Annotated in this window: 13 protein-coding genes; 8 read left to right on the top strand and 5 right to left on the bottom strand. The window is 60.2% G+C overall.

Annotation, left to right across the window (positions count from 1 at the left end; all coding sequences use genetic code 11):
• Positions 1–46: 46 nt before the first annotated feature.
• Positions 47–1,030, top strand: coding sequence for an alpha/beta hydrolase family protein (locus AC13Q5_RS04770; RefSeq protein WP_075851986.1), 984 nt, complete (start codon positions 47–49; stop codon positions 1,028–1,030).
• A 44-nt stretch (positions 1,031–1,074) separates the two neighbouring features.
• On the opposite strand, the gene scpA is transcribed toward AC13Q5_RS04770, so the two are convergent.
• Both scpA and AC13Q5_RS04760 read right to left on the bottom strand, forming a co-directional pair.
• On the bottom strand, positions 1,075–3,207 hold the full coding sequence (scpA, locus tag AC13Q5_RS04765; RefSeq protein ID WP_488500971.1) for a methylmalonyl-CoA mutase: 2,133 nt from the start codon (positions 3,205–3,207) through the stop codon (positions 1,075–1,077).
• Between the two features lie 253 nt (positions 3,208–3,460).
• Positions 3,461–4,807, bottom strand: a complete 1,347-nt coding sequence (locus tag AC13Q5_RS04760) for a methylmalonyl-CoA mutase family protein (protein ID WP_488500970.1) — start codon at positions 4,805–4,807, stop codon at positions 3,461–3,463.
• A gap of 171 nt (positions 4,808–4,978) precedes the next feature.
• Between AC13Q5_RS04760 and AC13Q5_RS04755 the strand changes: the two genes are divergently transcribed.
• Positions 4,979–5,782 carry a L,D-transpeptidase gene (locus AC13Q5_RS04755; RefSeq protein ID WP_488501166.1) on the top strand — a complete coding sequence of 268 codons (804 nt, stop codon included), beginning with the start codon at positions 4,979–4,981 and terminating at the stop codon, positions 5,780–5,782.
• A 161-nt stretch (positions 5,783–5,943) separates the two neighbouring features.
• Positions 5,944–6,675 carry a L,D-transpeptidase family protein gene (locus AC13Q5_RS04750; RefSeq protein ID WP_075851989.1) on the top strand — a complete coding sequence of 244 codons (732 nt, stop codon included), beginning with the start codon at positions 5,944–5,946 and terminating at the stop codon, positions 6,673–6,675.
• Positions 6,676–6,762: 87 nt separating this feature from the next.
• Here the strand turns inward: AC13Q5_RS04750 and AC13Q5_RS04745 are convergent, their stop codons facing one another.
• Positions 6,763–7,227, bottom strand: coding sequence for a MarR family winged helix-turn-helix transcriptional regulator (locus tag AC13Q5_RS04745; protein WP_488500969.1), 465 nt, complete (start codon positions 7,225–7,227; stop codon positions 6,763–6,765).
• Between the two features lie 137 nt (positions 7,228–7,364).
• Between AC13Q5_RS04745 and AC13Q5_RS04740 the strand changes: the two genes are divergently transcribed.
• The 3 genes from AC13Q5_RS04740 (at position 7,365) to AC13Q5_RS04730 (ending at position 9,032) form a co-directional block, all read left to right on the top strand.
• Positions 7,365–7,787 carry an organic hydroperoxide resistance protein gene (locus tag AC13Q5_RS04740; RefSeq protein ID WP_069613858.1) on the top strand — a complete coding sequence of 141 codons (423 nt, stop codon included), beginning with the start codon at positions 7,365–7,367 and terminating at the stop codon, positions 7,785–7,787.
• A 131-nt stretch (positions 7,788–7,918) separates the two neighbouring features.
• Positions 7,919–8,302, top strand: a complete 384-nt coding sequence (locus AC13Q5_RS04735; RefSeq protein ID WP_075851992.1) for an MbcA/ParS/Xre antitoxin family protein — start codon at positions 7,919–7,921, stop codon at positions 8,300–8,302.
• On the top strand, positions 8,262–9,032 hold the full coding sequence (locus AC13Q5_RS04730; RefSeq protein ID WP_488500968.1) for an RES family NAD+ phosphorylase: 771 nt from the start codon (positions 8,262–8,264) through the stop codon (positions 9,030–9,032). The genes AC13Q5_RS04735 and AC13Q5_RS04730 overlap by 41 nt, the downstream gene beginning before the upstream one ends.
• On the opposite strand, the gene AC13Q5_RS04725 is transcribed toward AC13Q5_RS04730, so the two are convergent.
• Positions 9,019–9,465: a MarR family winged helix-turn-helix transcriptional regulator gene (locus AC13Q5_RS04725; RefSeq protein WP_075851994.1), complete on the bottom strand. Its 447-nt coding sequence runs from the start codon at positions 9,463–9,465 to the stop codon at positions 9,019–9,021. The genes AC13Q5_RS04730 and AC13Q5_RS04725 overlap by 14 nt on opposite strands.
• Before the next feature lie 71 nt (positions 9,466–9,536).
• Here AC13Q5_RS04725 and AC13Q5_RS04720 point away from each other — a divergent pair, with 71 nt between their 5' ends.
• Together AC13Q5_RS04720 and AC13Q5_RS04715 are read left to right on the top strand one after the other, a co-directional pair.
• Positions 9,537–10,262, top strand: coding sequence for a DUF899 domain-containing protein (locus AC13Q5_RS04720; RefSeq protein ID WP_457879794.1), 726 nt, complete (start codon positions 9,537–9,539; stop codon positions 10,260–10,262).
• A 218-nt stretch (positions 10,263–10,480) separates the two neighbouring features.
• Positions 10,481–11,257: a VOC family protein gene (locus AC13Q5_RS04715; protein ID WP_488500967.1), complete on the top strand. Its 777-nt coding sequence runs from the start codon at positions 10,481–10,483 to the stop codon at positions 11,255–11,257.
• Between the two features lie 152 nt (positions 11,258–11,409).
• Here the strand turns inward: AC13Q5_RS04715 and AC13Q5_RS04710 are convergent, their stop codons facing one another.
• Positions 11,410–12,921: a helicase HerA-like C-terminal domain-containing protein gene (locus AC13Q5_RS04710; protein WP_075851997.1), complete on the bottom strand. Its 1,512-nt coding sequence runs from the start codon at positions 12,919–12,921 to the stop codon at positions 11,410–11,412.
• Positions 12,922–13,184: the final 263 nt, after the last annotated feature.

The following is a 13,184-nucleotide window of genomic DNA, read 5'->3' as shown; positions in this document are numbered from 1 at the left end:
CAACCCGTGCAGATTTGAGCTGCGCCGGGATATTTCGACAGAGCACATGACCATGTCCGACGACCAAGCATTTCGTCCCAATCGCCGCAGCCTTCTAGCTGGTATCGCCTTCACGCTTTTTGCCCCCAACATCGTCAGAGCTGCCGACGACAGTACGACCGGAACCAAGCCTGCCGATAACAAGGCCGCCGCCCGGAATGAGGAGAAGGCCGAAGACGCGCCACCGCAGCTCGCTGGCGACTATGCCAAGGAGCGCCATCTTTTTCGCACCGATCTCCTGAGCAAGGGGCCGGCTCCCGATATCTATGAACCTCTGGTGACGCCGTCGACGGCAGAGCGGCTGTTCTATCGCAGCGGCGTTGGCGAAGAGCTGGAGCTTGTTGCGTGGGTTTCCCGCTATACTCGCTCCGACAAGCCGAAGCCGGCGGTGCTGTTCCTGCATGGCGGCAACGCCATCGGCCAGGGACATTGGCAGCTGATGAAGCCCTATGTCGAGGCCGGTTATGTCGTCATGATTCCCTCGATGCGCGGGGAAAATGGCCAGAAGGGCAATTTCTCGGGCTTTTATGATGAAGTTGCCGATGTGCTGGCCGCATCCAACCGGCTGCGGCATCTGCCGGGTGTCGATCCGCACCGCATGTTCCTGGCCGGACACAGCATCGGCGGCACGCTTGCGATGCTGGCTGCCATGTCGACCCGGCGCTTCCGGGCGGTTGCGCCGATATCAGGCAATCCGGACGCCTATGCCTTCTTCGGCCGCTATCCGCAGGATATCCGCTTCAACACCAGGAACCCGCGCGAATACCAGATGCGGTCGCCGCTCTGCTATGCGCACAGCTTCAAAAGCCCGGTCAAGCTGTTCCACGGCACCGAGGAAGCGCATTTCGACTCCCGGCTGGCCCTGCTCACAAAGCGGGCGACGGCCGCAGGCGTGAAGATGGAAATGGCGACTGTAACGGGCAGCCATAATTCGGCGCTGCCGGGCGAGATCGCGCAGAGCATCGAATTCTTCAGGAGCGTTGCTGTCTAGACCGTCCGGGTAAGCGCGGTTCGGACCGCCTTACCTGCCGATGCTTACGCCATCAGCTTCTCTATCAACGCCGTCGCCGCTTCGGCGATCACGGTTCCAGGCGGGAAGATCGCATCGGCGCCAGCTGCCTCGAGCGCTGCGAAATCCTGCGGTGGGATGACGCCGCCGACCGCGATCAGAATATTACGGGCATGGCGGCGGGTGAGCGCCGCCTTCAATTCCGGCACGAGCGTCAGATGGCCCGCAGCAAGAGACGAGGCGCCGAGGATATCGACGCCTTCGCGAACGGCGACATCGGCCACTTCCTCTGGTGTCTGAAACATGGCGCCGACGACGACATCGAAACCGAGATCGGCGAAAGCCGTTGCGATGACCTTCTGGCCGCGGTCGTGACCATCCTGACCCATCTTGGCAACGAGGATGCGGGGTTTTTCGCCGCGTGCATTGCGGAAAGCTTCGACCTTGGCGACCGCCCTGTTGAAGATGGGATCGGCGTCGCCCACTTCCCGACGATAGACGCCGGAGATGGTGCGGATCTCTGCAACGTGCCGGCCATAGGCTTTTTCCAGAGCTAACGAAATTTCACCGACCGTGGCTCTTGCTCTCGCTGCCTTCACGGCAAAATCGAGCAGATTGCCGGTGCCGTTGCGTGCAGCATCCGTCAGCGCATCCAGCGCGCTTTCCACTGCTGTGGTTTCGCGCGTGCCCTTCAACTGCTGTAGCTTGGAAAGCTGGCGTGCCCGCACTTCTGAATTGTCGACCTTCAAGACGTCGACTTCGATGTCTTTTTCGGGCTTGGAGAAATTGATGCCGACGAGGGTCTGATGGCCGCTGTCGATACGCGCTTGCGTGCGGGCGGCTGCTTCCTCGATGCGAAGCTTGGGGATACCTTTCTCGATCGCCTTCGCCATGCCGCCGAGCGCCTCGACCTCCTCGATATGGGCCATCGCGCGCGCGGCAAGATCATGGGTTAGCCGCTCGACATAGGCCGAGCCGCCCCACGGATCGATGATATCAGTCGTGCCGGATTCCTTCTGCAGCAGGATCTGCGTGTTGCGGGCAATACGGGCCGAATGGTCAGTCGGCAGCGCCAGCGCCTCGTCGAAAGAATTGGTGTGGAGTGACTGCGTATGCCCCTGCGTCGCCGCCATCGCCTCGACCATGGTGCGGATGATGTTGTTCATCGGGTCTTGCGCCGTCAGCGACCAGCCGGAGGTCTGGCTGTGGGTCCTGAGTGCCAGGGATTTCTGGTCCTTCGGCGCGAAATTCTTCTGCATCAGCGCCGCCCAGATCAGCCGTCCCGCGCGCATCTTGGCGACTTCCATGAAGAAGTTCATGCCGACGGCCCAGAAGAAGGAAAGGCGAGGCGCAAAGCTGTCGATATCGAGCCCTGCGGCGACGCCCGCCCGCGCATATTCGATGCCGTCGGCGATCGTGTAGGCGAGCTCCAGATCCGCCGTGGCGCCGGCTTCCTGCATGTGGTAGCCGGAGATCGAGATGGAGTTGAATTTCGGCATCCTCTGGCTGGTATAGCTGAAAATGTCCGAAACGATCCGCATCGACGGTTGCGGCGGATAGATATAGGTGTTGCGAACCATGAACTCCTTGAGGATGTCGTTCTGGATCGTGCCCGACAGCTTGTCCTCGGAGACGCCCTGTTCCTCCGCTGCGACGATATAGAGCGCCATGACCGGCAGCACCGCGCCGTTCATGGTCATCGACACGCTCATCTCGTCGAGCGGTATACCGTCGAAGAGCTGGCGCATGTCGAGAATGGAATCGATCGCTACACCCGCCATGCCGACATCGCCCGCAACGCGCGGATGATCGCTGTCGTAGCCGCGGTGGGTGGCAAGATCGAAGGCGACGGAAAGACCCTTCTGCCCGGCCGCAAGGTTGCGTCGATAGAAGGCATTGGATTCTTCGGCTGTCGAGAAGCCGGCATATTGGCGGATAGTCCACGGCTGCTGGACATACATTGTCGGGTAGGGGCCGCGCACGAACGGCGCTGCGCCGGGATAGGTGTCCAAAAAGTTCAGTCCGGCGAGATCGCTTTCGCTGTAGGCACGCTTGACCGCAATGCCTTCGGGGGTTTCCCAGGCAGCGGCATTGGTCGCTGATGATGATGCTTGTGGTCTTGTCCAGGAAGTATTGCTGAAGTTCGGGATGCGGGTCATCGAGCCGATACCTCCGTGGATACGGGACGTGCGATACCCCCCTCTGTCACTTCGTGACATCTCCCCCACAGGGGGGGAGATCGTTTTGAGCCCGCTGCGTCACGTAACGGAAGTGAAACGCGAGGCCGGTGCGAGTTTGATATCCATTCGAGGGTGAAGTGTGCCACGGAGCTCCAATCTCCCCCCTTGTGGGGTAGATGTCGCGAAAGCGACAGAGGGGGGTGCGCACTGTCAGCGAATTCAGCAATCACGATCATGACGTCACCTCATCCAACCGCACCGGCATCAGTCCCATCCCGCCAGCAAGCGAGCCCAAAGGTCCCAAGACAGCCACCGGCCGCTCCGCTTTCATCGCAAACAGGGTCGTTCCGACGATCGGTTTTGCGACACGCTTTGCGCGCGCCTCCGCGATCATCATAGCCAGCTCACCGCTTCCGATCACCTTTGCCAGTCCGCCCTTGTCTTCGATCTCGACAAAGATATCCCATGCCCGCCCGGCCAGCGCGTCGGTCAGCGCCTCGATGCCGCCGGAGCCGGCGGCGGGATCGGTGACGTGATCGAGGTGGCTTTCGGCGATCAGGACCGTCTGCGTGTTGCGCGCCAGCCGCCGCGCCAGCGGATCGGGAATGCCATGCGTCAGGCTGTGCGGCAGAACGCAGATCTCGTCGGCGCCGCCGACGCCGGCTGAAAAGACCGCAATGGTGTTGCGGAGAACATTCGTCTCGGGATCGAGGCGGGTCAGCATGCGATAGCTCGTCTCGACAAAAAGATGCGCCGGCTGCGGATCGGCGACGCCGCAAGCTTCGGCGATCCGGGTAAAGATCAGCCGTGCCGCGCGCATCTTAGCGATCGTCGTGAACTGGTTCTGATCGGCTGAAAGGCAGAGGCTGGTTGCCGCAAGCGCTGCTTCCGGCGAAAGGCCGGCCCCTTCAAGCAATCGCAAATGGCCGACGAGACTTGCCGCCATCACTGCAAGTTCCTGGGCTTCGGTTCCGCCGGCGTTATGCACCACACGACCGTCTGCATTGACGATCGTGCCAACCGGTTTCAATTCTTTGAAGTATTTGATATCGATAGAAAAATTCGAAAAATGTACAGCTGACAAGAAAGCGTCGAGGCCAAGGTGTAATCTTCGGGCACCGTCATCCGCGATTAAGGCTGCTACCGTTTTAGCAACACCGGGTGAAAAGCCGTCCAGGCGCAATGTCGCAGTCTTACTCGCTGTGGCTGCCAGCGCTTCGAAAAGTGGCGGGTGCGGCGCATCCATGCCGATGCCAAAAGCCGAACCGGAATCGATGGAGACGAGCGAGATGCCGCTTGCCCCATTGGCAAGATCGTCGCCGAGCTGCGCCATTGCCCGCTCAAGGTCCGGATCGTCCATGCGCTGGGTCAAGGTCCAGGGAAGGTCGGCCCGCTGGCGGGAAAGCGGTGCACAATCGTGGCGCCGTTCGTAAAGCGGCTCTATCGCGATGCCATCATCGGTTCGCGACACCAGCGTTTCCTGGAAATCCTTGCCTTTCAACGCCCGCTCGACAAGCTTCAGCCAAGTCTTGTGGTCGCTCTGGCCGAAGATGCCCGGGTCGAGACTGTCGATATTCATGCGCTCCTCCGTACCGTACTGGTCTAGCCCATGATGCGACACGGGAAAACAGGAGTTTGGCCAATCGGTGCAATATCTTCGTTGGAGCTGTCTGGCGATCGACGCCAGCCTCGCTCCAGCCGCGGTAGTCATTATGTGGCCGATCCGATCTCTTCCAACTGGTTTCCGATGATGGCCGACCTGATGCCTGCTTCCCGCCACCTGCTTGCCGCTGCTGCGCTGGCGACATTGTCCGCCTGCAGCATCATTCCTGATACGGGCGCCACCGATCCGGACCGGTTTGTGCAGGAGACCACGCCGGTTTTCTATCGTCCGGAAGGTATCGAGCCGAACCGGGTAAAGCGCCTGCCGGTGCAGCCCGTGCCGCAGGCGCGCGATCTCTTCCAGACACAATTCCATCAGACCTATGGTTTGCCGACCTTCAATCCAGTGCATCAGGCCATGTATGCGCAGCGCAGCGAAGACGACTTCACTTTGCCGGCTATTCCCTACAAGCGCATCGATCCGCGCTTCCTGCGGCAGGAGGTGGATTATCAGACCAAGGAGCGCCCCGGCACCATCGTCGTCGATACGCGCGACCACTTCCTCTATTTCATCGAGCCGGGCGGCAAGGCCATGCGCTATGGCGTCGGTCTCGGTGCGGCAGGATATGCCTGGCACGGCCGAGGCCTGATCCAATGGAAGCAGAAATGGCCGCGCTGGACGCCGCCCGCCGAAATGGTCGCGCGCGACCCGCAGATCAAGCCGCTATCGGCCGAGCGTGGCGGCATGAACCCGGGGCCGACGAACCCGCTCGGCGCACGCGCGCTCTATATCTATCAGGGTGGCCGGGATACGCTTTACCGGGTGCACGGCACGCCGGATTGGCAGTCGATCGGCAAGGCCGCGTCTTCCGGCTGTGTACGTATGCTCAACCAGGACGTGATAGATCTTTACAACCGGGTGCCTGATAAGGCGGAAATCGTCGTTCTGTAGCAGTATTTTACCACAAATTTTCGTGATGTTGCATAAGTGCGATAGTCGGGGTGGTTTGCGCTCTTTAGTTTTGCGTCTGTCTCTGCGAACCTCTCGGGGAGCCGAATCAGCCTGTTGCTGCGGGTTTTCGCTTCCTCCACAAAAGGAACTATGCTGTCGACATGAGCCTTCCTTCATCCCTATCCCGACGTAATTTCCTCGCTCTAGCTGGTCTCGGTGCTGTTTCGACCCTTGCCAGCTGCGCCTCCACCATCGACAACGGCCCCGTTGTCAGCCCGGTTCAATATACCGGTTCGCCGCGGCCGTTCCGTACTTGGTTCTCCAGCTATGATGGCGAGCAACCCGACCCGGCCGAAATCTATGCTTCTGTCGAAGACGGCGGTTTCGTCATTCCGGCGGTTCCCTATAAGCAGATCGACCCGCGCTTCTATCGTCAGCGGGTGGTCGACCCGACGGGCGAGGCACCCGGCAGCGTAATCGTCAACACCACCCAGCGCATGCTCTATGTGACCGAGCAGGGCGGCACTGCCATGCGCTATGGCATCGGTGTCGGCCGCGAAGGATTTGCCTGGCAGGGCCGCGGCGTCATCCAGTGGCGCAAGAAATGGCCACGCTGGAACCCGCCGGATGAAATGGTCGCCCGCCAGCCGGAGCTCGTCAAATTTTCCATCGCCAACGGCGGTATGGATCCGGGTCTGAAGAATCCGCTCGGTGCGCGCGCGCTTTACATTTTCGAGGACAAGCAGGACTCGCTCTATCGCCTGCACGGCAATCCCGACTGGCGCTCCATCGGCAAGGCCGTATCCTCTGGCTGCGTCCGCCTGCTGAACCAGGACGTCATCGACCTCTACGATCGCGTGCCGGAGCGTGCGCCTATCCTGGTTACGGCCTGATATCGCACCATCGCAAAAAGAGGGCGCCGACGGCGCCCTTTTTGTTTGTAGTTCTGGCCGGGAGTGTCCGATGTCCTGAAGCCGGTTTCAAGCCGTTGTCAAATTAACCTTCAGCTGCTGCAACCGGTCGCGCAGATTGGCTATTTCCGTCATGTCGCAGCCCGTCGCCTGACCAATGGCATCCATGATCGTGCCGAGCTGACATTTCATGCCGGTGCCCTTCTCCGTCAGCGAAATGATGACCTGGCGCTCGTCTTTCGGATCGCGGGCGCGGCTGATCAGGCCGGTCTGTTCGAGCCGCTTCAGAAGAGGCGACAGCGTGCCGGAATCCAGATCGAGCTTCTCGCCGATGGTCTTGACCGGCAGGTCGCCCTTTTCCCACAGCACGAGCATGACGAGATATTGCGGGTAAGTGAGGCCGACACGATCAAGGATCGGCTTATAGGCGCGGTTGAAGGCATGTGCAGCGCTATAGACGGCAAAGCAAAGCTGTCTTTCCAGCCGCTTTTCCTCATCGGGGATCGTGGAGTTTCCAGCCGCGTTGTCCGTCATTGCCAATTCGCATCCGTCATCTTCTTGTTGCCAGCATTGTCACAAATTCACTTTCCGAAATCAAATTGCGAAATATCTATTGCGCACGATTAAATCGTGTTATATATAAAATTCATCCAACCGAAGGGAGACATGACATGCCTATTCTCTACACCACGAAAGCTTCCGCCACTGGTGGCCGCGCCGGCCATGCAGTTTCCGAAAATGGCGTCCTTGACGTCACTTTGACGGTGCCGAAGGAACTCGGCGGCGACGGCGCGACCGGCACCAATCCTGAGCAGCTCTTTGCGGCCGGCTATTCCGCTTGCTTCCTGGGCGCTCTGAAATTTGTCGCAGGCCAGCAGAAGGTCAAGATTCCGGAAGATGCAAAGGTCACGGCGACTGTCGGCATCGGCCCGCGTGCGGATGGCACCGGCTTCGGCATCGAAGTTTCGCTGGCTGTCCACATCCCCGGCATGGACAAGGCCGAGGCCGAAAAGCTCGCCGCCGCCGCCCATATCGTATGCCCCTATAGCCATGCCATGCGCACCTCGACCGAAGTGCCGGTTGCTGTTGTCTGACGCGAAACGCACCACCGGCCGTTTGAAGGCCGGATATATGGAATATATCGAAAAGGAGCGGCAGTTTTATCTGCTGCTCCTTTTCTTTTGCAAGAAAAATGCTATATCTTTTCTTAGGAAAGGAAGTAGTCATGATAAAAGCCCAGGCAATAGGCCAGACGATGCCCGGCGAAGCACTCGTCATCACCAAGGCCGTCGTCAATGCCGCCGAGAGGCTGGGGTTGAATGCCCGCATCCTCGCGGCCATCATCGGCGTGTCGGAGGCGACGGTATCACGCATGAAGCGGCAGGATCATCTGCTGGAGCGCGATAGCAAGCCGTTCGAACTTGCCGTGCTTCTCGTTCGTCTCTTCCGTTCGCTCGACGCTATCGTCGGCGGCGACGAAGCGGTGGCGCGGCAATGGCTCCGCAACGGCAATCTCGCTTTTGGCGCAGCGCCAATCGACAAGATCATCTCGATTTCTGGTTTGACCGATGTCCTTGCCTATTTGGACGCCCGCCGCGCTCTCGTCTGAGACAAGGGCCATTTCCGGCCAGTATTGGCGGCTGGTGGAATCGCAGCATCAGGTTTCGACACTGAAGCTCGTGGATACGCTGGAAGAACAGGCGCTTCTCGAAAGCGTGCTCGAGGAAAGCAAGCCGGTCCTGCCACCGGAATGCACCGGGCTCGACTATCTGCTTGCAACACCCTTTCGCTATGGCGCGATCTATCCCCACGGTTCCCGTTTTCGTCGTGCGGGCCGCACGCTCGGCGTTTTCTACGCCTCTGAGCAGGTGGAAACGGCGCTGGCGGAGATGAGCTTCTATCGATTGCTCTTCTTCCGCGATTCCCCCGATACGCCGCTGCCGACCAATGCGGCGGAATATACCGCCTTTGCCGCCGGGATCGCGACGAAGGCGGCGATCGATCTGACTGCGCCTCCCTTGAATCGCGATCGGCAGCTATGGACCGATCCGGTCGACTACGAGGCTTGTCAGTCAATTGCCGAGGCGGCGCGAACCGGCGGCATCGAGGCGATCCTCTATCATTCCGTCCGTGATCCTCGGGGCGGCAGGAATATCGCGCTGCTCACGGCCAAGGCCTTTTCGGCACGCGAGCCGATCGAGCGCCAGACCTGGCGAATACGACTGTCGCGCGTCGGCGTCCAGGCGCTGTGCGAATTTCCCCGGCGTCGCATTGGCTTCGAAAGACAGGATTTCGACGGTGATCCCCGGCTTTCGGAACAGGGGTTCAAAGCAGAATAGCAAGATCGCTGCGCAGACGGTCGCCATTGCCGTCGGGCAGTCGTTCTTCGAGGGCCGCATGCGTCGTCTTCCAGATCGGCACGGCGGCGGCGAGTGCTGCTTTTCCAGCTGGCGTGAGGCTCAGCAGGCGGGCGCGTCGATCTTTTGGATTGGGCACGATGCTCACCCATCCCCGCCGCTCCAGCGGCTTTAAGGCGGCCGTCAGCGTCGTCTGGTCTATTGCCAAGAGTGCAGTCACCGATCCCATGGATGCCGGCACCGGTCGATTCAGGGACATCATCAGGGAGAACTGGCCATTGGTGAGCCCAAACGGCCGCAGTGCCTCGTCAAAGCGGCGAGCAAGCGCGCGTGCCGCTCGCTGCACGTGCAGGCACAGGCAGGTATCGCGCACTAAGAGCGTGGTTTCAAAGGGGATTTCGACTGCGTTTGACATGATTCATTAATATTGATATCAATGTATTTGTCAAGATTTGGGAATGAAAACGCCGGAGGAGGGCGCGGACAATGAACCAGGTCGTTTCCAGAGACGTGTGGCTCGAGGCCCGCCGTCAACTGCTCGCCAGGGAGAAGGAGGCCACGCATCTTCGCGATCGCGTCAATGCGGAACGCCTGGCTTTGCCCTGGGTAAAGGTCGACAAGGACTATGTTTTCGACACGCCGGCCGGCAAGAAGACGCTTGCCGATCTCTTCGACGGCCGCAGTCAGCTGATCATCTATCATTTCATGCTCGGTCCGGATTGGGATGCCGGCTGCACCGGCTGCTCCTTCCTTGCCGATCATTTCGATGGCGCGCTGCCGCATCTCAACAACCACGATGTCACGCTGGTCGCCATTTCCCGCGCGCCGTTGGAGAAGGTGGAGGCCTATAAGAAGCGCATGGGCTGGAGTTTCCCCTGGGTGTCATCCTTCGCCAACGACTTCAACTTCGACTATCACGTCTCCTTCTCGAAGGAAGAGCTCGCCGGGGAAAAGGTCTTCTACAATTTCACGCCCATGGATGCGGCCGAGGGCTTTGACGAGCTTCCGGGCCTCAGCGCCTTCTATAAGGACGAGGCCGGCAACGTCTTCCATACCTATTCGAGCTACGCCCGCGGCCCCGAGGAATTGATCGGCACGCTGATGATCCTCGACCGCGCGCCCAAGGGACGTAACGAAGACAGCACGATGAACTTCGTTCGTCGTCATGACGAATATGAGGATGCGCCAAAGGCACAGTCCTGTTGCCACTGATGCAGGTCGAGGCCGCAGAATTCGTGCCGTGGGGAACAGCGGGCGGAATTTTGCGTTTTGGGTTTAGGCAAAGCTGACGCTTGCCTGCCGGGGATTGTCGGACCAAGCGATTGACCATCGTCCGGCCGTCATTTTTATCGGTCATGATGTGCCTGCGCCGACATCCGGCTCAGGAGAAGACGGATGACTGCAACAATCAAAATAGGGAGAGCGACGCTATGGCTGAGAAGGGATATTTTGTTTGGTACGAGCTGATGACGTCAGATATGAAGGCGGCCGAGGCTTTCTATACCAAAGTGGTCGGCTGGGATGCGGCGGATGCCGGCATGCCCGAAGTCGGCATGGATTACACGCTGTTCAGCGCAGGCGCTGGCCCCGTTGCCGGTTTGATGATCCTGCCCGACGAGGCGAAGGCCATGGGCACGCCGCCCTGCTGGACCGGCTATATCGGTGTTCCCAATGTCGATGAGGCGACCAAGGCGGTCGTCGGCAAGGGCGGCAAGACCTATCGTGAACCCATGGATATTCCAGGCGTTGGCAGATTCTCTGTCGTCTCCGACCCCTATGGCGCCGCTTTTTGCCTGTTCACGCCTCTGCCGGGCCAGGATTGGGAGCCGGCAGCTCCCGCGACGCCGGGTTATTTCGGCTGGCACGAGCTCTACTCCAACGACGGTCCGAAGGCTTTCGACTTCTATAGAGAGATGTTCGGCTGGGAACTGAGTTCCGATTTCGACATGGGGCCGATGGGCAAGTACAAGATCTTCAAGATCGATGATCGCGACTTTGGCGGCATCATGACCAAGCCGGCGGAAATGCCCATGGCAGCCTGGAACTTCTACATCAATGTTCCGGCGATCGACGCGGCGATCGCCCGCATCAACGACGGCGGCGGCAGGATCGTCAACGGCCCGATGGAAGTCCCCGGCGGCAGCTGGATCGTCCAGGCGACCGACCCGCAAGGGGCGTTCTTTTCGCTGGTGGCGCCTGTGCGCTGATTTTTACCCTCCCTTTGAGGGAAGTAGCACCTCCCCCTTGAGGGGGGAGGTCGCCGCAAAGCGGCGGGTGGGGGTGATGTCCCTCGATTCGGAAGGATCACCCCACCCCGGAGCTTCGCTCCGACCCTCCCCCTCAAGGGGAGGGTGAGCTTTTACCGCTTCAGGCTGCCGAGAATGCCCCGCACCAGCGCACGCCCGACCTGCGTCGCGACCGTACGCGCCATGCTTTTCATCGTTGCTTCGAGAATCGTTTCGCGCTGATAGCCCGAACGGCGGCCGGTGGGTTTGCTGCTGTCGCCGCCGAAGCCGGGCAGCGTCCAGCCGTCGCCGGCACTTTCGTTTTGCGGCGCGGCTGCCTTGCGTGCCCGCTCCGTCAGGATTTCGTAGGCGGATTCACGGTCGATCGTCTGGTCATAGACACCGGCGACCGGGCTGCCATTGATGATGGCCTGGCGCTCGCTATCCGTGACAGGGCCGATGCGGCCCGACGGCGGGCGGATCAGCGTGCGTTCGACGATGGAAGGCGCACCCTTGCCCTCCAGCATTGACACCAGCGCCTCGCCGGTGCCGAGCGTCGTGATGACTTCAGCGCAATCGAAAGCGGGGTTGGGGCGGAAGGTCGAGGCCGCCGTCTGCACGGCCTTCTGCTCGCGCGGCGTATAGGCGCGCAGCGCATGCTGCACGCGGTTGCCGAGCTGCGCCAGCACCGTTTCCGGTACGTCGAGCGGGTTCTGCGTAACAAAATAAACGCCGACGCCTTTCGAGCGAATCAGGCGCACCACCTGCTCGACGCGCTCGATCAGCACCTTCGGCGCATCGTTGAAGAGCAGGTGCGCTTCATCGAAGAAGAAGACCAGCTTCGGCTTCTCCGGATCGCCCACTTCCGGCAACTCCTCGAACAATTCGGACAGCAGCCACAGCAGGAAAGTCGCGTAGAGACGCGGGTTCATCATCAGCTTGTCGGCGGCGAGCACCGAAACCTGCCCATAGCCGTCATTGCTGACCCGCATGATGTCGGAGATTTTCAGCGCCGGTTCACCGAAGAAGTTTTCCGCACCCTGCTGCTCGAGCACGAGCATGGCCCTCTGGATCGACCCGACGGACGATTTCGAGATCAGGCCGTATTTGCTGGAAAGCTCGCTGGCATTCTCGCCCATATAGTTCAGCAGCGCCTGCAGGTCCTTGAGGTCGAGCAGCGCCAGGCCGTTTTCATCGGCGATCTTGAAGGCGATGTTGAGCACACCCTCCTGTGCCTCGGAGGCATCCATCAAGCGCGCCAGCAGCAGCGGCCCCATCTCGGCGATTGTGGTGCGAACGCGATGGCCCTTTTCGCCATAGAGATCCCAGAAAATGACCGGAAACTGATCGAACTCGTAAGGGGAAAGGCCGATTTCCTCGGCGCGCTTCAGCAGGAAATCCTTGGGCTCGCCCTTGGCGGCGATGCCCGAGAGATCGCCCTTGATATCGGCGCAGAACACGGGCACGCCGGCCTTGGAAAAACCTTCCGCCAGTACTTGCAGCGTCACCGTCTTGCCGGTGCCGGTCGCGCCGGTGACCAGGCCATGGCGGTTACCGAATTTCAGCGTCAGGAATTCGTCCTTGTTGATGCTTTCATCCGGATTGCGGCTCGCGCCGACGAAAATCTGTCCATCCTGCTGCGGCATGGTGTCGTCTCCCTTAGAGCGTGATGCCGAAAAGTGTCGCCGGTTTTCGGACGACATCATGCTCTACCTATTTGATTCTAGAACCGGATGATTTTGGATCGTTTCGATCCAAAATCATCCGGTTCTAGGGCGGCGGCACAGCAGCTTTTGAAAGCTGTCAGGGCCATTCATCGATTTGTCCTGACACTGTTATAAGAACTCGCATGAAGCGGGACAACCATTCGCGTCAAGGTTCCGCTTCTGGTAGAATGTTGACCTCCGGC

Source organism: Martinezella sp. CNPSo 3964, from assembly GCF_057784375.1.
Note: the sequence above shows the minus strand (reverse complement) of the source record. Positions and strands in the feature narration are given on the sequence as shown.